At 45.3% G+C, this 21,920-nt stretch carries 15 protein-coding genes; 14 read left to right on the forward strand and 1 reads right to left on the reverse strand.

Translation table 11 applies throughout. The features are described 5' to 3' along the window. Positions 1–4: 4 nt before the first annotated feature. From EDM60_RS02980 to EDM60_RS03010, 7 genes are all read left to right on the forward strand, one after another. The gene (locus tag EDM60_RS02980) at positions 5–838 is read left to right on the forward strand and encodes a flagellar hook-basal body protein (protein ID WP_122962610.1); all 834 of its coding nucleotides are present in this window, start codon (positions 5–7) and stop codon (positions 836–838) included. 24 nt (positions 839–862) lie between these two features. Then, positions 863–1,117 (forward strand): DNA-directed RNA polymerase subunit beta, encoded by a 255-nt coding sequence (locus EDM60_RS02985; protein WP_122962611.1) that lies wholly within the window; start codon positions 863–865, stop codon positions 1,115–1,117. A 147-nt stretch (positions 1,118–1,264) separates the two neighbouring features. After that, on the forward strand, positions 1,265–1,786 hold the full coding sequence (locus EDM60_RS02990) for a CDP-alcohol phosphatidyltransferase family protein (RefSeq protein WP_063229043.1): 522 nt from the start codon (positions 1,265–1,267) through the stop codon (positions 1,784–1,786). A 164-nt stretch (positions 1,787–1,950) separates the two neighbouring features. Continuing rightward, positions 1,951–2,409, forward strand: a complete 459-nt coding sequence (gene fabZ / locus EDM60_RS02995; RefSeq protein ID WP_063229023.1) for a 3-hydroxyacyl-ACP dehydratase FabZ — start codon at positions 1,951–1,953, stop codon at positions 2,407–2,409. Positions 2,410–2,464: 55 nt separating this feature from the next. Next, complete coding sequence (locus EDM60_RS03000; RefSeq protein ID WP_122962612.1) at positions 2,465–3,217, forward strand: WecB/TagA/CpsF family glycosyltransferase; 753 nt, start codon at positions 2,465–2,467, stop codon at positions 3,215–3,217. 27 nt (positions 3,218–3,244) lie between these two features. Beyond that, the gene (locus tag EDM60_RS03005) at positions 3,245–4,345 is read left to right on the forward strand and encodes a glycosyltransferase family 4 protein (protein WP_063229025.1); all 1,101 of its coding nucleotides are present in this window, start codon (positions 3,245–3,247) and stop codon (positions 4,343–4,345) included. Between the two features lie 186 nt (positions 4,346–4,531). Further along, positions 4,532–9,028 carry an S-layer homology domain-containing protein gene (locus EDM60_RS03010; protein WP_122962613.1) on the forward strand — a complete coding sequence of 1,499 codons (4,497 nt, stop codon included), beginning with the start codon at positions 4,532–4,534 and terminating at the stop codon, positions 9,026–9,028. An 86-nt stretch (positions 9,029–9,114) separates the two neighbouring features. Here EDM60_RS03010 and EDM60_RS03015 read toward each other — a convergent pair whose 3' ends face one another. Further along, positions 9,115–9,777 (reverse strand): YigZ family protein, encoded by a 663-nt coding sequence (locus EDM60_RS03015; protein WP_122962614.1) that lies wholly within the window; start codon positions 9,775–9,777, stop codon positions 9,115–9,117. A gap of 286 nt (positions 9,778–10,063) precedes the next feature. Here EDM60_RS03015 and EDM60_RS03020 point away from each other — a divergent pair, with 286 nt between their 5' ends. From EDM60_RS03020 to EDM60_RS03040, 7 genes are all read left to right on the forward strand, one after another. Next, the gene (locus tag EDM60_RS03020) at positions 10,064–11,266 is read left to right on the forward strand and encodes a TolC family protein (protein WP_122962615.1); all 1,203 of its coding nucleotides are present in this window, start codon (positions 10,064–10,066) and stop codon (positions 11,264–11,266) included. A gap of 456 nt (positions 11,267–11,722) precedes the next feature. Continuing rightward, on the forward strand, positions 11,723–14,920 hold the full coding sequence (locus tag EDM60_RS03025; protein ID WP_122962616.1) for an S-layer homology domain-containing protein: 3,198 nt from the start codon (positions 11,723–11,725) through the stop codon (positions 14,918–14,920). Positions 14,921–15,038: 118 nt separating this feature from the next. Then, entirely contained in the window at positions 15,039–16,640 is a 1,602-nt protein-coding gene (locus EDM60_RS03030; RefSeq protein WP_122962617.1) for an Ig-like domain-containing protein, read from the forward strand. A gap of 377 nt (positions 16,641–17,017) precedes the next feature. Next, positions 17,018–17,278 (forward strand): hypothetical protein, encoded by a 261-nt coding sequence (locus EDM60_RS28350; RefSeq protein ID WP_148040608.1) that lies wholly within the window; start codon positions 17,018–17,020, stop codon positions 17,276–17,278. Positions 17,279–18,249: 971 nt separating this feature from the next. Beyond that, the gene (locus EDM60_RS28355; RefSeq protein ID WP_141254113.1) at positions 18,250–18,480 is read left to right on the forward strand and encodes a hypothetical protein; all 231 of its coding nucleotides are present in this window, start codon (positions 18,250–18,252) and stop codon (positions 18,478–18,480) included. Between the two features lie 1,939 nt (positions 18,481–20,419). Beyond that, positions 20,420–20,749 (forward strand): hypothetical protein, encoded by a 330-nt coding sequence (locus EDM60_RS28360; RefSeq protein ID WP_141254115.1) that lies wholly within the window; start codon positions 20,420–20,422, stop codon positions 20,747–20,749. Positions 20,750–20,878: 129 nt separating this feature from the next. After that, positions 20,879–21,697 (forward strand): GNAT family N-acetyltransferase, encoded by an 819-nt coding sequence (locus tag EDM60_RS03040; protein WP_233454063.1) that lies wholly within the window; start codon positions 20,879–20,881, stop codon positions 21,695–21,697. The last annotated feature ends 223 nt before the right edge of the window (positions 21,698–21,920 follow it).

Consider the following 21,920-nt stretch of genomic DNA (forward strand, 5'->3'; position numbering starts at 1 on the left):
AAGGATGCAGTCGCTTAATATTTCCACATCGGCCATGCGCGGTATTCAACAGGCGTTGGACAATACGGCCAACAATCTGGCGAATATCGATACAAACGGATACAAGCGCAGGGTGGCATCGTTTTCCGAGCTTCTCTCCGATTCGATGACCGAGCAGCCGGCAGCGGATAATCAAAACCGCAATACGCCAGTAGGCTTGCGTGTTGGCAGTGGTGCACGTCTCGGCTTGTCGAAGCTGGATCTCGGACAAGGCAACGTCAAGATGACAGATGTGCCGACAGACGTAGCCATTGAAGGGCAAGGTTATTTTTTGGTCACGCATAAAATCAAAGATGCGAACGGTGCGGTTATCCAGGAAGAAAGCCGGCTGACACGAGATGGCTCCTTCAAGGTGCAGTTTGACGATGACGAAGGCGGCTACGTGCTGCACACGCCGTCGGGACACATTCTCACGGACAACAACGGAGTAAACATCGTGTTGCCTGAGCCAGTGCAAAATATCGAGATTACGCCAGAGGGCGCGCTGACAGCAAACGGAGTCGCCTATGGCAACATCGGAATCTGGAAAGTGGACAATCCCGATCAACTGAAACAGGTGGGGCAAAACTTGTTCGACGCAGAGCTTGCTTCCGGAGAAAATCCTGCGACCAAGTATGCTAACGCGATTGATGAAGGAATTGCCACGTTGCGTCAAGGAGCGCTCGAAGGCTCCAATGTAACGATGACAGAAGAGATGTCGCAACTGGTGAACATTCAGCGTGCCTATCAGTTGAACTCACGGGCGATTGGCATCAGCGACCAAATGATGGGCATTGCCAACTCGTTGCGCAGCAGATAATCAGTGATGACGGAGGAGAGGAGCATGGAACAAGGGAAGGGCAGAAGGTTCCCGCGTGATACCGAAGAGGTTAGGACGAAGCCGAGAGAGCGGGAACGGAGCGGCAGAAACTGGCGAGTGACGATTGCCAAAATTGTGCTGGTCCCGATCCTGTTGTTTTTCTCTCTCGTCATCGGTTTGACAATCGGGTACGGAGTTGTGGGACACAAGCCGACAGCGGAAGTATTTGATCTTGGCACGTACAAACACATGTGGGACTTGCTGTTTGCAAACACGTAAGCATCCAAGAGAAAAAGCAAGGTGGACAAGCCCGAACCTGATGGTTGGGGCTGCCTGTTTTTTAGAGGGACTTGTTGCACAGTTTGTCCACAGAGTATAATAGATCGAGTGGTTGAAAAAGGAAGCGACGATTCTTACTACGGAGGGATGTCCGTGAATCTTCCTAATTTGCTTACGATCTTTCGCATCGTGCTCATCCCTTTGTACCTGTATGTCTTTTTTTCCGGGATTCCGTACCACGTTGAAATCGCTCTGGCTATCCTGATTTTGGCGGGAGTCACGGACATTGCAGATGGGTACATCGCGCGGAAACATAAGCTTGTAACCACAATCGGTATGATGTTGGATCCTCTGGCAGACAAGTTAATGATGTTGGCGGTGATCGCCTCATTGTTTTTGACAGAGCGGATCAGCGTTTGGGCCGCCCTGTTTTTCTTTTTGCGTGATTTGGCTATGATTATTACAGGAGCTGTTTATCACTTCCGGGGCAAAAAAACGGTGCCGGCAAACGCGTTTGGCAAGTTGACAACGGTTCTTTTGTATGTGGTCATCCCGCTTGCTATGTACCGATTCCCATACAGCGAAGCGATTTTGTGGACGGTAATCGCGTTCTCGTTCATTACGAGCGCGATCTACTTGGGGAAGTTTCGTCTGTTAAACCGCACGTAAGGGATGGATAAAAGAGCACTTCCCGTTTGGGGAGGAAGTGCCCTTGTTATTTTAACCCCGCTGTGCCGACATGTCGGAGGCGGGAGTTATGTTTATTCTCAGTTTGCCAACTGGTCTTCATGCACGGACAAGTCTAGATAAGTATGGAAATGGAGCGATTACATATGGAAATCAAAGCACCGCTTGATATCATGCAAATTCAGGAAATCATTCCTCATCGCTATCCTTTTTTGCTGGTGGACAAGATTGAAGAGCTGGAGCAAGGAAAACGGGCAGTCGGAATCAAAAACGTCACTGTCAACGAGCCGTTTTTCCAAGGACATTTCCCTGGTTATCCAGTCATGCCTGGCGTCCTGATTGTGGAAGCACTGGCGCAAGTTGGGGCTGTAGCGATGCTCAGCATGGAAGAACATCAAGGCAAAATCGGACTTTTTGCCGGGATTGACGGGTTCCGTTTCAAAGATCAGGTGAAGCCTGGCGACACGCTGACACTCGACGTTGAGCTTACACGCGTGCGCGGTACGGTAGGCAAAGGATACGGGAAAGCGATCGTTAATGGGAAAGTAGTCGCAGAAGGCGAATTGATGTTTGCGCTGACTGCAGGAAATAAAGCACATTCATGATCATCTTGAATGTGCTTTTCTTTTCGGGTAAAATGGCTAGTGGGCAACTTATATAATGAAGGTGAAAACATTGGCCAAACAGGTCGCAACCATATTAGGTGTGCCATTTTCAACTCGTGGCTTCCACGAGACAGTCACATATATCGCAGAGCGTATTGAAAACGGCCAAAAGACCCATGTCGTAACCGCCAATCCCGAGATCGTCATGTTGGCGCGGGAAAATCGCGCGTTTCAGTCGATTGTGGAACAAGCCTATGTCGTTCCGGATGGAATCGGGATCGTCTACGCTGCAAAATGGACGAATCAACCCATTCGTGAGCGCGTTACGGGCGTGGAGCTGCTGGAAGCATTGATGACGGAAGCGAACAAGCACCAGTGGGGCGTCTACCTGCTGGGAGCCAAGCCGGATGTCATCAGTCTGGCTGCGGAAAAGCTGGCTGCTCGCTACCCGAACGCACGCCTCGTTGGGTATCGGGACGGATTTTTCCGGGCAGAGGACGAGGAAAAGATTGTACAGGAGATCGCAGAAGCCAAGCCGGAGTTGCTGTTTGTTGCGCTCGGCGCGCCACGACAGGACGAGTGGATGGTAAAATATCGCGATCGGCTGAATGCCTCGATGATGATGGGGGTAGGCGGCAGCTTTGATGTCATCTCCGGAAAAGTAAAACGAGCGCCAGAAATTTGGCAAAAATTGCATTTGGAATGGTTTTACCGACTAGCTTCGCAGCCTTCTCGCTGGAAGCGTCAGCTGGCTATTCCCCGGTTTGTTTTGACCGTACTAAAAGAAAAATGGAGTAGCCGTTCCTAGATGCATCCGTAGAGAGGAGAACAGTCGATGTCTACATTAATCCTCGGATTTCTGACTTCGCTGATCATATCGTTTATTGCAACACCGTATGTAAAGAAATTGGCTGAAAAGGTCGGGGCAGTAGATGCTCCCAACCAGCGCAAGGTACATACGCGAATCATGCCGCGCATGGGTGGACTTGCTATTTACCTGGGTTATCTCGTCGCCTTTTTCTTGTTCGTGCCCTACTCCAGCATGTCGGAAATGCTTGGAATATTCATTGGAAGCACGATCGTCATGACCGTAGGCATGCTGGACGACAAGTACCAGCTCTCGCCAAAATGGAAGCTGCTCGGTCAACTGGTGGCAACCGCAATCGTCGTCATTCCGTTCGGTCTCAAGATCGGAGTCGTCAACCTGCCCTACTCGGGCAGTATCGACTTTAGCAGTGGCTGGCTTTTCTGGCTGGCTGTTCCGATCACCATGTTCTGGATCGTCGGTGTGACAAATGCGGTCAATCTGATTGACGGCCTGGACGGTCTGTCTGCCGGCGTATCGGCAATTGCAGCAGCGACGATGGGCGTCATGGCTCTTCTGATGGGCGATTACAAAGTTTCTGCCTACTGTTTCGTGCTTCTCGGAGCTATTCTTGGATTTCTTTACTTCAACTTTCACCCGGCCCGCCTGTTCATGGGCGACACCGGCTCGCTATTCCTCGGTTTTAACCTGGCCGCGCTGTCGATTATGGGCTTTAAGGAAGCGCTCTTCGTTTCCTTCATCATCCCGATCGTCGTGCTCGGCGTTCCGCTTTGGGACACGTTCTTCGCTATCGTGCGCCGAATCGTCAACAAAAAGCCGATTTCCAGTCCGGACAAAGGACACTTGCATCACTGTTTGTTGAACATGGGCCTGTCCCACCGCTCAACCGTGCTCACCATCTACTCGATCAGCATCTTCTTCGGTACGATGGCGATCCTACTCACCAAGACGACGAAGTGGACGACCATCATCGTCATGGTCGTACTCCTGATTGCCATCCACCTGGGAACGGAAATCGTCGGCCTCGTCAGCCGCCGCCACCGTCCGCTGATCAATGCGTACAGACGGTTGAAGATCAAGCAGACGGAGCAGGAGAGACGGACGAATTAGGATATGAGTTAAACGGAACCACTGCATGGTTTATGCAGTGGTCTTTTTTCGCCAATTTTTAGGGGGAAGCACTTAACTGAGGGAGGAAATTAGCCGATAAAGGAAAGGGGAAGGTCCGAGCCCATCTCAACTTCAACAGAGAATGGGACAAATATTAGATTATGAATAAAATGGAGAGGTGAAAAAATGAATAAGCCAATTCAACAATTTCGTCGCTGGCTGGTAATGTGCTTGACGATGATGCTTGTTGTTACGGGAGTGTTGCCGGCATTGCCTGCGTCTGCGGCACTGGGTTCTAATTGGAATACGACGACGGGTGTTGTTGTGCCGGCAGCATATAGCGCATCAGGCAGTGGTAATGGGCAAACATATGCTGCGCCTTTCAAGACGATTTCAAAACTGGTATATGGAATCCAACTGGCCTATAAGGATACCTCCAAAAATGGGCAAGGTGTTGACATCACGGTAGATGGGGTTCCGCTCATCAATAATACAGTGTTTGCTAACGACATCATCACCTTGCCAGATTTTAATCTAAACAGCAGTGGAGCAGTTACAAGGGTTACAGTTAGACCTAAAGTAACGACAGATCCAACGAATGATACAGCTGAGTTTTACATCCAGTATGCCCCCAATCCAGCTGCATCTGGAACAGGGCCCCTGAAGATTGATAACAGTTCTGGTCAAGGTAAGTATGCTAGTGATCCATTAAAAGTAACGAACCGAACCGTATCTGGTCTGAAATACACATACGGGGTTGCAGCGACCGTTGATAAAACACAGGCTGTTGAAGTACAAGTAAACGGCACTACAGTTCGAACTGTATATGGGGGCGCAGGAACACTGCCAGATTTTGATTTGTCCCCTGGTCTAAACGCAGTTCAACTGTTTGCTTCCAATACAGGCGAGCGAGATGTTATTTATTACGAGTACAACTCGCTGAACAGTCCGATCACGATCACGAACTTCTCTGGCGGAACAACCGCCTACAATCCGGTTGTTTACGGTGATTCTACGATTAATATCGTAGGTACGTTTGGAAGCGGTGTGACAGGCAGCAGCCTGCGCTTGAAAATTTTAACCAACAATGGGCAGACCATTCAAGATTTGAGCAATACAGCACCATCTGTTAGCGGCAGTACATTTACATTCAGCAATATCGGCCTGAAGCCAGGGCTGAATCAGATTTCTTTTTACGAAAAAGTAGGCAATGTTACGAAAGAGCACTATCAATTTTTCGTGCAATACAACAATACACCGCTCGTGAGTGACTTGAGAGTTAACGATACGGTGCTGAACGATCCGAATGTTACAAGCAACCCAACTTATATCACGGTACCATCTTTAAATCGTCTGAACCTGAACATGGACGGGAAAGCGCTCAATGCTGATACTGTTGAAGTGAAAAACGTTCGCACAGGAGACGTAGTAAAGACTCAGGTCAACCGAACAGGTTCATTTGGACTGAGCATCCCATCGCAGATTGGTGAAAACACATTGGAAATTCGCGTGTTTAACCAAAACAAAGAAGTAGGAACGTTTGTGCGGAAATTGCTCGTCACGACTACTTCAGCAGGAAGCTCCGATCAATTTTACAAGGTAAGCTTGGGTGGAGTGGCATTGCAGCCAAATCAGCAGGCGGTGCTTAAAGGAGCTTCTACATCTACTGCGATGAACTTGAATGGTTCGGCATTGTTGAAGTACGTGGACATTGCAGGACAGCAGTTGTTCCAGGAATTTAAGGTGACGATTTACGAAGGAACAAATAAAACAGAATACAAAACAGCTGAAGGAGTAACGTTCACTCCTATCGGCAATCCACAAAGCGGATTTACAGAATATGCGATTAACCTTAATGTACCAGCAGGAGCATTCCAGGACGGGAAAACTTATAAAGTTGCACTGAGCTATCAGTATTTGTCCAAAGACTCCAGCGGTTCGGTTACATCCCCGTCGGGCTATATCGGGATTGCAAACTACGAGTATGAGTTTAAATATCTGGACAGCACAAAACCAAGCTTTGAACGAGTAACAAACCTGGCGAATGGTCAAGTCCTGTCCCAAACAGCAGCAAACACCATTGTGTCCTCGCCTTTGGAATTGAAGGTAGAGACGCAAAATATTACTGGCAACATTACAATCAAGTATAACAATCAAACATTAACAGCGAGCGAAGACTATGTGATTACAACAGGTTCTAATCAATTTACACTTACCTTGAAAAAGCTTCCACAAGGTATTGGGAAGTTGACCATTGACTATACGGGAGGTACACCGACGTCAACGGCCTATACACTTGATATTCGAATTACACCGTATGCACAACTGACTTATGTTGACGCATCTGGACAAGTTCGAAGCTTTGAAGATGGATATCAAGTGAAAAGTGAAAATGATATCCGGAACTTGGATGGAAAAGTATACAATTATGTGTTGAAATCCGCGAATATTGAAGCCACTCTGAATGGCACTCCCGTTACTATTTCTGACGTGAATACGAATAAGGGAACGTTTTCGATCCTTAAAGATCAATTGCCTTACAAAAAAGGGAACAACGTCTTGAAAATTACTTTGACGGACGACCCTAAAACCGTGTTTACTTACAATGTTTCTTATAACACATCCAAGACACCATCTATTGAGGATGTGAAGCTGGAGATTATCTCCAACGGTGATACAGAAGAATTGACGAAGAAAGCTGCTGATCCGTCTTACCGTACGGGAGCAAACTTCTTGAGCAACTTGAGCTTTACCGTTAACGACGCTACGCATGTTTACATCGAGAAAAACGGTAAACGCATCAACGACTTCCGTTACAAGAGCGGAGACTGGGATCAGGATGCAACGAACCAGGAGTATGTGAATACTCGCTTGGAAGCAGCCCTGAACAATGATTTGAGAGATCTGTTCGATGACCACAATATCGACTCTTTGTCTCGCTCCAAGTTCGAAGGGAAGATGAGCTCGAAGAAGTACGGGGATTTGGTTGAGGAAGTTCAGGATGCGGTGACGGATGCAAAAGAACAGGAAAAGAAACTGGCACTCTTCCCGCTGACCCTGAAAAAAGGCGGAACGACAGTTTACACGATCGTCGCAGAAGATGACAACGGTACTGTGATCCGTTACGACATCAATATCGAGCAAAAATATTCCAGCTGGGAAGTTCTTTCCCCAGTCAAGGCAAAAGAAACAGACCAGTACATCATTGTAAACAGCAACAGCGCTGTTGTAAAAGTCTTCGCTGAGAATGCAAACAAAGTATTGTTTGGCAAAACAGAAGCGAAAGTAACGAATACAACAAACCCTGACTTCTACTACGATGATGAACAAGGAAAAACCATTCCAGAGACATACTATGTATTTACATCCACTGTCCCGCTGAAAAAGGGTCTGAATACGGTGAAGTTTTCCGTAGTGGTGGGAGACAGTACGTACAATGACGAGATCAAGATTTACAACGCAAACTCGTCTGTAAACGGTGCTGAGTATCGCGATGTGTTAGGCAAGAAAGTAGCATTCAGCGTGTTTGAAAAGCAGTTTGAATTGAAGTTCCCGGCAGGTACTGTTCTCTTGTCGCCAGATGATGGACGAGCAGGTCAAGAGGTCAAGAACCCGAATGGAGATATCTTCGTTGATATCCCGCTGTACTTTGGTATTGCCGACCGTACTACCGGCCAAGTAAACATTGCTGATGACAACATGGAAGATAGGCTCGTACTTGAATCCAACTTCAACTACGCAAGCCCACTCTACTATGTAGACGCAGGGGATACGGAAGCGCCATTCGGTCGAGATCCTTATTATGACGAAGGCGATGCGGAAGATTTCAAGAGCCGTTGGCAAGACAATTTGGTTCCAAGCCGCAGAGGAACGCTTACGATTAAGTACGATTCTTCTATCGTAAATGCAGCAAACAACATCCTCACGATTTACTACCATAACGGGAATGAATGGAAAAACATCGGTGGAGTTGTGAATACTGGCTCCAAAACAGTACAAGTGCCATTTGCCGGATTTGGTTTCTACATGGTCATGAAAACTAGAGAGTCCTATGATGACGTAGTGAGCCATGACTTTGCCCGAGATGCCATTGAAACATTGTATGCAAAAGGAATCATGCCGGCATACAGCGGCAGCAGCTTCGGAGCAAACCGGGACATGACTCGTGGTGAGTTTGCAACGATGCTTGTAAAAGCTCTGGCTTTGCCAATCAATGCTGGTCCTTATCGCGATAGCAATGAACGTGATCCATCTGAGCCGACATTCTCGGATGTACGTCCAAATCGTGATACATGGGATTATCAGTACAAGTACATCGAGACTGCTGCGAGAGCAGGTATTATTCGTGGAAAGCAGCCAGGCTACTTCCGACCAGATGACTCACTGACTCGCGAAGAGGCTGCTATCATGATTGCACGTGCTTTGAACTTGAAAGTAGGAACGCTTGATGCTTCCAAAGTTGCTCTGAACAAGCTGTTTACAGATGCAAAAGATATTGGTTACTACGCAGCACCTTCTGTTCTCGTTGTGAACAAAGCCAAGTTGATGAACGGCGAGCCGAATGAAGCCAATGTGAAAAAGCCAACTTACAGTTTCAAACCTACAAATAACCTGACTCGTGCCGAGATGGCCGTTATCACTGTTCGTGTGATGGTCCAACTCAAAAAACTGCCTAAGCAGTAGTTCCAAACTTACGCATATATAATAGAAGAAAAGCTGAAGACGGCGTCTGCCCCTTCAGCTTTTCTTTGTTATCTCCCTCAATAAAATCAGGCTTCTCCTTGCTCATCTCCTACAGCTTCTACAGGAACCTCGACATACTCTTTTTCACCCAAAGAAATTTGAGCCTGTCCATTCGTCAAATCGGTAAAGCGAGCCACAAACGCATCTTGCTCACCTTCAGGTATGAGGACATGCGCGGTAACTTTGTCTGTAAAGTCAGTACCACTCACCCGGTACTCGCCAACGCGCAGTTCGTTTTCGACTTTTCCCCACCACGTATAGTCCACGCTCACAGAGATCGTTTGGTGCAAAGTATGGATGACGATTTTGGCGGCCTTCAAAGCAGTGACGGTTCCAGCTGTATAAGCCCGAACCAATCCGCCAGCTCCCAGCTTGATTCCGCCGAAGTAACGAGTGACGACCACAGCCGTGTCCTTTACGCCATTTTTCTTGATGCATTCCAGGATCGGCTTGCCCGCGGTACCGCTCGGTTCGCCGTCATCGCTCGAACGTTGAATTTGATCGTTTTCGCCGATGACAAAAGCCGAGCAGTTATGCGTCGCATCCCAGTGTTTCTTTTTGATCATGGCGATAAAGGCAACGGCTTCTTCTTCCGTTGTAACCCTTTGGGCATAGCCGATGAAGCGGGAGCGCTCGATGACGATATAGTCCTCTCCATAACCAGCGACAGTTTTGTATTCCGTTAACATCGTACAATCACCTCAAGAAAAGGATATCATGTCAAAATAATGTTGGCGAATCCTGAAATGTTTTTGACACATAATCGTAGTAATCTATGTGGAAATGAAGGACTAAATCAGAAAGGGATGATCTATACATGGTAGAGTGCGTATAATCCCTTATGAAAATGCTGGTACGACACTAATTTTTCGTGTACGAAACATTACTCTGTGATATAGTGATCTTGGGACAAACTGTAATATTTCAAGTGGTGAAAAATTTTATGATCAATACAAAATAAAGGAGTGGAATTACGTGAATTTTCCATACTCAAGCAAAAAATGGATGAGCATCAGTTTGGCAGCTGTACTCACAACGACACTGGGAGCAGGGGCTTTGACAGCGTCTGCGAATACAGCAACAGAGGCGGCGACACAAGCACCTGTGGCTGCTCAGGCTTCCACTGAAAAAGTAGCGGCGGAAACAGGAACCACAACTGCACCTGCAACGGCCGAAGAAGAGTTGACTCTGGAAAAAGCAGTACAGCAAGCGCTGCAAACAAATGTTACTTTGAACAACGCTCGCCTGGATGCCAAAAATGCAGATATTAACGAGTCGCTTTCTTATAAAACATCTGCAGATATGCCAGCCGAGATGATCGAATCGCTTGAGCTTGCTAAAGCGAAACACGTCGGAAATGCCCAAGGTGAAATGAACAAGAAGCTGAATGCCCTTGCGGTAACAGCTACAGAAAGCAAAATTAAGCTGGGTGCGCAACAAGCTTATTACAACATGATTTTTGCTCAGGATGACTACGACTTGAAAAAACAAAGTCTGTCCCGCGCCGAAACTCAACTGAAAGTAGCCAAGGCTGCTTTTGATGTCGGAACCAAAGCAAAAACAGATGTTTTGCAGGCAGAAATGGGCTTGTCTGGGGCACAGGCAGCTTTGACAAGTGCCGCAAACAGCGTGGAAGTAGCACGTATGGATTTGAATGATTTCCTTGGTGTCGATTTGCAGAAAAAATGGAAGATTGTAGCTGCAAATAAACAGACAGCTCCGATTACATTGACAATGGAAGAAGCACAAAAACAAGCACTCTCCAAACGAATTGAAATGACAAGAGTTCAGGAAGAGCTGAAGCTTGCCGAGCTGAATGTGAAGCTGATCGAGGAATATTCCGCGCTTTCCACATTGCCAGGCCGACAAGCTCGCAATAACGTGGAAAAGGCAAAATTGGCGATCGAAGAGCAAAAACGCACGATTTCCAAGGAAGTTGCTCAAGCCTATCTGAACCTGAACGCAGCCAAGCAGGCTATTGAATTCCAGAAAAAAGCGAAGGATTCCGCCGCTGAAAGCTATCGCTTGACGAATTTGCGCTTTGAAAATGGACTTGCAACCACGCTCGAAGTGATTCAGGCAGAAGAAGAATTGTCCGATCGTGAGAACCAGTACCAAAAGGCAATTCTCAACTACAATCTGGCGGTTGTGAACTTTGAAACAGCGCTTGGAAACTAAGTTGAGTTAGGGAAGAAAGATTTGTAAGGTTTTGAATGGAATTGGAAAAAGGTTCAGTCGTGACAGTCCGCCCTGCGTATCCTATAATACGAATTGTGGCGGATGTCACTTCGTACATAATTGACAGGTGAATAAGAACCCACGAAAAAATCTTTAAATTTTTTTCGAAGGCGCCGCAACTTTTGATTAGCTCAGGCGTTTAATAGGATGTCACACGAAATACGGGGAATTGTGTAAAAAAGATTCACGAATACTAGCAGTTATGTTACACTAGTGATTGTTGCATTTTACACAATACTGAATATACTAGAGATTTTTAACGCAAAAAAGCGAAGCTGACCTGCGAAAGGAGGTGACACGCGCTTGCAGGATTCGGGCTTTAAAAAGAAAGATAGATTGACAACAAATATTCCCCAAGAACAATTTGTTTATACTAGAGGAGGAGAACACAAGGTTATGAAAAAGGTCGTTAACAGTGTATTGGCTAGTGCACTCGCACTTTCCGTTGCTCCAATGGCTTTCGCAGCAGAAGATGCAACTACTACAGCAGCTCCAAAAATGGATGCAGCTATGGAAAAAACCGTTAAGCGCTTGGAAGCTCTTGGCCTGGTAGCAGGTTATGGCAACGGCGAATACGGTGTAGACAAAACTATCACTCGTGCAGAGTTCGCTACTCTGATCGTTCGCGCTCGCGGACTGGAGCAAGGTGCGAAACTGGCACAGTTCAACACTACTTACACAGACGTTCGTTCTACTGACTGGTTCGCTGGTTTTGTAAACGTAGCATCCGGTGAAGAAATCGTAAAAGGTTTCCCGGACAAAACTTTCAAACCACAAAACCAAGTTACTTACGCTGAAGCAGTAACTATGATCGTTCGCGCTCTGGGATATGGTCCAGCTGTTAACTCCAGCGGATGGCCTAACAACATGATCTCCAAAGCTTCCGAGCTGAACATTGCTAAGAGCATCACTACTCCTAACAATGCAGCAACTCGCGGCGACATCTTCAAAATGCTCGACAACGCTCTTCGCGTAGACCTGATGGAGCAAGTTGAATTCGGAACGGACATTCGTTACGAAGTAACTGACAAAACTCTCCTGACGAAATACCTGAAAGTTAACGTTGTTGACATGGAGTGGGCTCACAAGAAAGATCGTGATTCCGAAGATCTGCCACTCGTTACTAACGTACCAGCTATCGGTCTGGGCAAATTGAAAGCTAACGAAGTTACTTTGAACGGTAAAGATGCTGGTCTGGGCAACACTACTTACAAAGTAGCTGATGGCATCAACCCTAACGATTTCGATGGTCAACGCGTACAAGTGTGGATCAAAGAAGACCGTGAAAACGTAATCGTTTGGATGGAAGGTTCCGAAGATCAAGAAGTAGTATTGGATCGTCTGAGCGACTTCATCCTGAAAGGCAAATCCATTTCCGACGGTAAAGACCTGAGCACTTCTTCCCTGTCCGATCTGAAAATCGAACTGGATGCTAGTGGCAAAACTTACCGCGTAAACAAAAACACAAAAATCACTTACAACTTCACTCGTTACAACGATCCAGTTGATGCTCTGAAAGACATCATCGCTGCTAACGATTCTTTCGGCGTGAAAGTTGTATTGGATGACAACAACGAAATTTCTTACATGCATGTAATTGATGACACTCAAATGGACCAAACTTCCAAAGCGAAATACGGTTCTGAGGTTATCGGTAAAATCGATGTTGAGAAGAAAAAAATCACCAACCTCGACACTGGTAAATACAACAAGCTGGAAGACAAAGAAGAAGGCAAAGACTTCTTGGTATTCCTCGATGGCAAACCAGCTAAACTGAGCGATCTGAAAGAAGGAGACGTATACTCCGTTTACTATGCAGATGGCGATGATGACAAACTGTTGGTATTCGCTAACCGCCAAGTAGTAGAAGGTAAAGTTGACAAAGTTGTTACACGTAGCAGCACAGACGTACGTCTGACTGTTGGTGACAAAACTTACCGCATCTACAAAGGAGCTACTTACTCCGACAACGGTAACAAAGATGTTAAGAAACTCGACGATTCCAACTGGGATCTGATCACCAACCTGGATAGCGAAACAGTGAAATTGGTCCTGGATGCTTCCGGCCGCGTTCGTCACGTTGAAACAAAAGATCCAATCGACGATCGCAAACAAAAAGCAATCATCACAAAAGGTGTAGTTTACAACTCTTCCAAAGACACTTATGACTTCACTGTGATGACTCAAAAAGGCAAATCCAAAGCTATTTCTTTGGAGAAGAAAGACATCTATGATGAGTTTGGCAAAAGCTATAACAAAAATGACAAAGATGCAGACGAACTCGAAGGAATCCTTCAACCAAGCAAAGACGATTCTATCGTACTGCTGGAAGTAACTTTCGATTCCAAGGGCGAAGTTGACAAAGTTAAAATCACTGGCTCTAAACTGATTGCTTCTTCCGGCACTGCTTGGGATAAGCTTGCAGATGAGAAGGATGACGTTGTCGGCGACTACGAAGTAACTGACAAAACTGCTATCTTCAAAATGACTGGTAAACTGGATGATTCCGGAAAACGCGCTGAACTGAAAAACGCTGGTATTGCGAAGTTCAAAGACGTTGCGGATGAAAGCGATCTGAAAGTTTACTACTCCATCGATGAAGAGAAAGATGAAGTAGAAGCAATCTTCGTAGTTGAAGGTGAAGGTTTTGAAGGCGACACTATCTATGGTGTAGTTCAAGACTACAACACTTCCAACAAGCAAGATACTGTCAAAGTGCTGACTAAAGACAAAGACAGCGGCAACGTTGTTTCCAAAGAGTTCAAACTCAACGATGATCGTGAAGATATGCAAGATGCAGGCATCGTTCGTGGCGATTTCATCGCGTTCCAACTGAACTCCGATGATGAAGTGATTGTTGAGGATGTTGTTGAAGTAGTAAACAACAAAGCTCTCAGCAACAAAGACGACAAAACAGTAAAATTGCTGAAACAATCTCAATGGTCCGAAGCAAACATCGAGAAAATGACAGTTGCTCGCGTTGACAAAGTAGATGGCAACACCATCACTTACGAATTCAAAGATGAAGATGGAAAAGATCGCGTACAAAAACTGTACACGAAAGCTTCCACTGCATTCATCGACACTTACGATGACATGGCAGGTGAAGATGGTGTAGAAGAAGGCGACTACATCGTTCTGATGGACAGCAAAGACATCGATGGCGATCGTTATGACTATGTCCTGATCGTAGGTAGCGAAGATTGGGCAGATAAGAACGACATCAGCAATGATGCTATCAAGAAGTTCCTGGCTCAAGGACTTGGTGGTTACGATCCAGGTACGCCTGAGGGTTGGAACGCTCTTCCTTCCACTGTAACTGGTAAATTTGTTCCAATCGCTGGTGGCATGAACGGTTACCAAGTAGTTGCTACACTGGAAAGTGGTGTTAAGGCTACAGACATCAAAACAGTTGAATTCTACATCAACGGTAACAAAGTTGCTACTGATGAATACGCTCTCGAAATTAAAGACAATCAAGTGAAAATTCTTGATTACTCTACTGACGAGAAAGTAACTTCCAGCAAACTGGTAGTTAAAAACGAAAAAGGTGAATCCGACACAGCAACTGTAAAATTTGTAGAAGCTGAATAAGATTACCTCTAACAATCATGTAGGGATTGTTGCTGGGCATAGAGGGGATTAGCCCCCTCTATGCTCTACATACCCTATATACAGAGAACTTCCTATCAAAAATACGGAGGGGTAGTACGTGAATAAAAAAGTTGTTCTTTCTGTCCTCGCGACCGCTGTAGTAGCTAGCATGGCTGCTTCCGCATTTGCCGCACCTAAAACTGGTCTGTATATCGGTGGAAATGTAAAGAAATTCTACTCCAATGACACCCTGATCAACATGACCAAAGATGCTCGCGCTACCTATAAAAACGAGCTGAAAACTATTGGCTTCAAAAATCTCGTTTACGTAAACTTTAAAGGTCAAGGTGCTACAATCCAAGAAATGATCGACCTGGGTGTTAAAGTAGCTATGGCTGATCCTTTGAAACAAAGCGACTTTTCTGACCTCTACAGCGTAGTGAACAATGACGGTACTATTTCTGGTACTGAAGATGCTCGTTCCAAAGTAGATCCAACAACTCCTGGTGAGTTGAAAGTTGAGTCTGTAGAGGCTGTTAACGGGAAAACTATTCAAATTAAGTTTACAACAGCTGTACTTAAGAGCACTGTAGTTGAAAGTGATGGCACCCTTGTAGATAACGCAATTTCTCTTGCTAGTCTCGGTTCCGCTCCTGCAGTAACAGCTAACTCTGCTTTTGCTGAACTGAGTGAAGATGGTAAAACTCTTACGCTTACTGCACCTGGACCACAATTCTTTAACGGTGAATATGCGGTTACTGTAACTGCTGCTGTGACTGATGCAAATGCTAATCCGGTAGCTGCTTACTCAGGAATCGTGAAGAACGTTGATACTGTTCGACCAACTGTTAAGAACGTAACTTACACTGACAATGCTACTGCAGTGGTTTGGTTCTCTGAGCCTTTGAAAGATAAGGGGTCTGTAGTACTGAGCGATGCAGGTGCTACACTTGCTACGTTCAATCCTGGTGATGATTTCATCACTGTAGATTTGTCTGGTGCTGCTGCTGCAACTGATATCACAGTTAGTGTAGTAGGTGCTAAAGACTTCAACGACAATTTGGTTTCTCCAAATCCTGCTACTGCAGTTGTTAAAAAAGATACTACAGACACAGTAAAACCAACTGTAGCTGATATTGCTGCAATCAGCGACAAAGTGTTTACCGTTTCATTCTCTGAGAAATTGAAGGCAGACCCAACTATTGCTGTTGGAGGAACTCCACTTGTTTGGGACACAAATGCTACAATTTCTAAAGACAGCACTGGTCTGGTGTATACAGTAACTCTGACTAATCCAGTATCGGGCCTCCAAGCAGTAGCTGTTTCTTCTTACAACGATCTTAGCAACAACCCAGGAGATGCATATTCTAAAGTTGTAAACTTCGCTGCTGATACGACTGCTCCAACTGTAGCAAGCTATAAAGTAGAGAAAATTGCTGGTGTAGAATATCTTGTATTGACCTATAGCGAAGACGTTACACCAATTAATGCAAAAACAATTAACTATACACAAGTTGTAGATGGTGTAGAATCGACTGGTTCTATTGTAACGGCAGCAGGCAACTTCTCTCTGTACAACCCAGTAAGCGGTAAGTCTAAATCTGTTAAGCTTGATCTTTCTACTTTGGTGAATGGTCAGTACACATTGAGCCTGCCTGTTGGTCTTGTGCAAGATTTAGCTTCCACTCCTAATAATGCGCGGCAACAACAAGCAGCGTAACATTCACTCGTGGTTCTAATTCCGACACAACTGCCCCAGAGGTAACAAGCGTTGCAAATGGTGCTGACAACAACACTGTACTGGTTAACTTTAATGAAAAGCTTGATGTTGCTTCTGCTCTCAACATCAACAACTACTCCATTGAAGCTGCGCAAATTAAAAGTGCTGTATTTACCACAAACGGAGCTACAGCTACTGTAAAACTGACTCTTGAAGCAGGCTCTGTAACCGCTTCTGGTGAGCGTAACATTACAATTAAAAATGTAAAAGATGCTGCTGGCAACGTAATCACTGCATCGACAAAAGTAGTTAACCTGATTGAAAACGTAGCACCAACAGTTACATCTGCTAAATTGACTGACACTAACGAGGTAACAGTGACATTCAGTGAGGCAGTAGCTAATTTGACTGCTGACGATTTTGAACTGTTTGTTGGAACTGAGTCTACTGCACGTCCTTTGGATGGAACAACACCAATTACAATTGTGGATACAAAAACGCTGAAAGTTAAAGTCGGAACTGCATTTAATGCAACTGATTTGAACAGCGGAATTGTGGTGAAACCTTCTGCTACTAATGATGTTGAAGATGCTCATGGCAATGCTTTGATCTTCACATCCAAAACTGTTACTCAATAAACGAAACGTTACTTCATAAGCTCAAGTAGAGCAAAAGAAGTGGAAAAAGACTCAACACACCATAAGGTGTTGAGGGTCTTTTTCTAACTGTCCTATTGAATCGACTGGTGAAATTCCTGTCCGTGACAACAGCCTTATTCGCTTGGGAGTTGAATGTTGGTAGTTATAAGTTATTTTATATAATTTGTAACTACCAACTACACTCTCTTATGTGAACGTGTCATGTGCCTAATCCTCCTGCATCCTTTAAGACTCTACCACAGCTGAAGGGATGAAGTCAGGTGAAGTCGTAAAGAAATTAGTTGGTAGTTGAGAGTGGATAATTTTGTGTGTTTTACAATTGCTGATCCTTTCTCAACTGCCAACTGAAAGTATTGCGGGGCTCTTTAAAAGGTGATTATGGTTAGGCGACGAACCCATGTTGATGGGTTAGGAAGAGAACAAGACTGCTATAAGGCTAACAGTTCAGTCCTGTTTCCTGCATCTGAAATGGTGTAGCGGCAATCGAGACAATTTAGGCTGTTAAATTGGTTGTTCTTTCTAATAAGTAGTGGGAACCTACGGTCATCAAAATTAGGGATAGATAGGACGGAACGTTTGAAGTTTCGCATGGGGAGATGGGGTAGCGTCAATGATTCATGTGAAATGGCGGCGGGTTCGTAGTAGTGAGGATGACCTGCCGTTTGAACCCGTAGTGGTAACGCAGGCGGGGAGGAGAAAACGGGTCGGAGCGAAGGAACCCAGTCGGTTAGGATTGAAGGATACAGCATAGAACTATGTACATGAGCAAGCTTCAATTGTAATCGATGGCACGCCGTGTGCGATGAAAGTCGCCCGCACGGTGTAGGCCTGACCGAAAGCCACTACTAAAGTGGCTAGGCAGGAATAGCAATGTAGTAGGACCTATAGTAAACGCAGCACCAATAGCAACAGCAGTTCAAATCACTGGTACCCCACAAGTCGGTCAAACATTGGCAGGCAGCTACACATATAATGATGCCAACGGTGACCTTCAAGGTGTATCTACCTTCAAATGGTACGCAGATGATGTTGTAATTCCAGGTGCTACAGCAATTGCTTACACATTGACTCCTGGCGAGCTAAACAAAAAAATTCGCTTTGAAGTCACTCCAGTAGCACTGACAGGCACGCTAACTGGTCAAGCAGTAAAAAGTGCAGAAACAATTGCAGTAACCCCTTAAAAAAATTACGAAACGTTACTTCATAAGCTCTCAAATGAGAGTGAAAGAAGTGGATTGGCTCTCGTTTGACGGCGAGAACAACTCTAACTGCCTTATTCAATTGATTGGTGCAATTCCAATCCATGAGAAACAGCCAAAACTCTCATGTGCCTAATCCTCCTGCAAAGGTAATTAACCTAACCCGTTAATACCTATGAAGTCAGGTGAAGTCGTACTTGCGATAACTGCGCAAGGCGGGGCTCCTTAAAAGTTGGCTATGGTCAGGTGACGAATCCATGGTGACCCAATACGAGATAGCTGTTGCTAGGTAAAACAAGCGCTAGGGGTTTGGCAACAGTCGCTGTACGTGTGATCGTGCAGACGAGACAGGAACAATTTGGGCTGTTAAACCTGTTTTTCTCGGATTGTATAGTGGAGACCTAAGGTCAGCAAAACAAGGGATAGACAAGGTGGAACGTTTGAAGTCTTGCCGGAAGAGGTGGGTTGGCACCTAAGAGGCCGGGAAGATGGCGGCGGGTTTGTAGTAGCGTCGATGGTCTGCCGTTTGAACTCGTAGTGGTAACACAGGCGAGGAGGAGAAAACTGACCGGAGCGAAGGAACCCAGTCAGCGGATAAGAAGGATGGAAAACTTACAACGGGCATTGTAATGTTTTCACAAAACCGATGACAATTGAAAACCAACCAAAGGGATTGCGGATAGAGTTATAGCTGCAGTCCTATTTGTTTTTTTCAGGGTCCTAATTGATTGAGGGAACGCCGCGAACAATGAAAAACGCCTACACGGTGTAGGCTCGATTTGAAAATCTATGCGGTTATTAAGACAAGAATAGCGACATAGTACCACCGAATGATCTTAGAGTGCAGCTTTAACCGCCGCCGTTCAAAAGCTAACAACAGTGGCAATGCTGACGATTGCCGACAGCGTTGCGCGGTTAGTCAAGGAATCAATCATTACAAAGCATTTGTCAGTGTAGATACCCCTCCAGGCACAAATCCTTCGCTAGATAAGTATCAAAAAGCAACCCTTCCAGAAGAACAAGACATCGGCCTGTCCAACCTAATGAATGGCGGAGTTACGCCTGTTGACGGGCACAGTGTACATTTTATTGTTGTTGCTTATGATGCCGCCCCAATAACGCTTCTACTTCAAGTGGAGATGGCAGCACAGCGGTTACATGGGACTTAACCCCACCAAATCAACCAACAAGTTTTCCTCTAGTGGATAATCCGGATTCCGACACGATGACGCATGCTTGGAATGAGCAGTCAAGCGAAAGTGATGTGGACAACTTTGAAGTGTACCTTAATAAAGGTTCGAAGCATCCCCAACAAACATTTGGTCACGTGAACATTTGCCTCAAAACCTATAAAGGCAACAATTTGCTGAGAGGTAAAGCAAAGATTTTAGACAAGCTATAGACAAGCTAAATGCTGCAAATGGGAATACGGTGCATATCACTGTACACGCTGTTGACCAACTCGGTAACAAATCTGACGGAGCAAAAGCAAGCACGACTTTATTCTTTAACGAGTACAGAAATATGCCATAACAAAAGAAAAAGTACTTCAGCCCAAGGAATCGTTAAACAAAGTGACCCCTTTCCTTATGTAGAGGCATCTTTTTTACAGACAACTAGCGGTATTCCTTATCGAGATTCCCTTCGAGGATAATCCATATTTTTCAATAGTTAAATTGTCACAATTTTATTGAAAATCATCGGGTTTTATGCAACAATTTAAATTGCCCATTGTAAAATAGTACATACCCTTACCGTTGATAGTACGCCGTGTGCGATGAAAGTTGCTTGCACGGTGTAGGCTTGACGAAATCCTTGATCTGAAAGGATAGTCAAGAATAGCTCGAGCTTAAACATTGTTAATGGTTCTTTTCATGTTGAAGTTAATACGGTTAAGTCTGACAACACGGATTTGGTTGTATTGAGAGACTCGAACAATAATCCAAGCAGCTCAGGAACTGGAAAAAATGTTAGCAATCTCATCACCGTTACAAACAACTCCAATGCTGTACAATATGAATATGACCCTGTAACCGATAGCTTCAAAGTAAAACAATCCGGAACAGAAGTTGGCAGTGTCACATTCACCAAAGTAGATGGGATGTTTGACTTCAGCGAAGGTGCTTTCATTGACCCTCAGGCATCGATGACTAATGGTTCAGTTGGTCATCTCAAAGCAACACTGAAAGATGCTCAAGATGTAGAAGTAGGAAATGTCACTGTAGACGTTAATTGCTTTTTGATACCTTAAAATCCAATGGCCAGACTGGAAGTAGTCTGGCTCTTTCTTATGATTTAATGAGGAAGCTTGAAATGGAGGGCGTGGATGAAATTTACCCTGGACGACATAAGAAACGATTTGGAGCTGTACGGGAGATTGATGCGGCCGGAGCATGTATACCTGGTAAGCCAAACGCAAGGTGAACACATTGGCATAGGTGTCCGGGAGTCATCCACACCCATTGCGTATATGGTGGTTCGAATATCGCGTGAACAGTCTCAGGCTTCGATTATCGCTCTAGAGGTAGAGAAAAGTTACAGTGGGTACGGGCTTGAGACAATTTTGCTGCAATTTCTGGAGGGCAAGCTTAAAGAGCAAAGCTACCATTATCTCACTTATGACATCGTTGTACAGAAATCAGAGAATGCTGCCAGGGAGTTTTTGCAGCCGGAGGATGGCTGGGATAGCGGGCAAGTTTTATCTACCGTGTATATCGCAGACATGGAGGAATTGAAATCTGCCAAATGGATGAATACGATACGTGCTCCCCTGCATTTTCGTACATTCAGTTGGGCGGAACTGACTGAAGAAAAGCTGGTTTCCATTCAAGAAGGGTGTAATCGGTGGTATCCGGAGAAATTCTCCCCTTGGCAGGAAGGATACGACATTGACCATCAACTTAGTGTCGCTCTCCAATACAAAGGAGAGATAATCGGGTGGCTGATGGTCAAGCGGGCAGCCAGCAACATGGCTCTCTTTAAAAGTCTGTTTGTTCGAGAGGAATTTACCAGACTGGGCCGAGCTGGCGTGGTTCTCGTCGAAGGCTTGAAAAAAGTATTGGAGAATCAGGAGATACGATACGCGATGTTTGTTGTGGAAAAAGACAATGCGGCGATGCTGCAAATGGTCAGAAAGCATTTTACTCCTTATATCATTCGGCGAAAGAAGCTCATTTCGTTTAAGAAGAGCATTTTGTAGGCTGGATTTTTCAATCACATGCTCAAGTTTGTTTCGTCTGTTATGTAAATCAGGAACGAAAGTGGAAGTAAAACAGGATGGTTTAAAGAAGGTTGTAAAAATCAAAAACGGTGGCAGCACCCAAATCTAGCTCTGTCTCTCTATCGGAGATGCAGGGCTTTTTGTTATGTAAAAAGCGAGTGCAGCAGTTAGTGGCCGAGCCGATGAAAGACACTCGATATGG

Source organism: Brevibacillus parabrevis, from assembly GCF_003710905.1.
GTDB lineage: Bacteria > Bacillota > Bacilli > Brevibacillales > Brevibacillaceae > Brevibacillus > Brevibacillus parabrevis.

Bases quoted from the DNA above. Each gene is read 5' to 3' on its own strand.
- EDM60_RS03025 (WP_122962616.1), top strand. From the start codon at position 11,723: ATGAAAAAGGTCGTTAACAGTGTATTGGCTAGTGCACTCGCACTTTCC.
- EDM60_RS03005 (WP_063229025.1), top strand. From the start codon at position 3,245: ATGTCTACATTAATCCTCGGATTTCTGACTTCGCTGATCATATCGTTT.
- EDM60_RS03000 (WP_122962612.1), top strand. From the start codon at position 2,465: ATGAAGGTGAAAACATTGGCCAAACAGGTCGCAACCATATTAGGTGTG.
- fabZ (WP_063229023.1), top strand. From the start codon at position 1,951: ATGGAAATCAAAGCACCGCTTGATATCATGCAAATTCAGGAAATCATT.
- EDM60_RS02980 (WP_122962610.1), top strand. From the start codon at position 5: ATGCAGTCGCTTAATATTTCCACATCGGCCATGCGCGGTATTCAACAG.
- EDM60_RS03015 (WP_122962614.1), bottom strand. From the start codon at position 9,777: ATGTTAACGGAATACAAAACTGTCGCTGGTTATGGAGAGGACTATATC.
- EDM60_RS03040 (WP_233454063.1), top strand. From the start codon at position 20,879: ATGCGGCCGGAGCATGTATACCTGGTAAGCCAAACGCAAGGTGAACAC.
- EDM60_RS02985 (WP_122962611.1), top strand. From the start codon at position 863: ATGGAACAAGGGAAGGGCAGAAGGTTCCCGCGTGATACCGAAGAGGTT.
- EDM60_RS03010 (WP_122962613.1), top strand. From the start codon at position 4,532: ATGAATAAGCCAATTCAACAATTTCGTCGCTGGCTGGTAATGTGCTTG.
- EDM60_RS02990 (WP_063229043.1), top strand. From the start codon at position 1,265: ATGTCCGTGAATCTTCCTAATTTGCTTACGATCTTTCGCATCGTGCTC.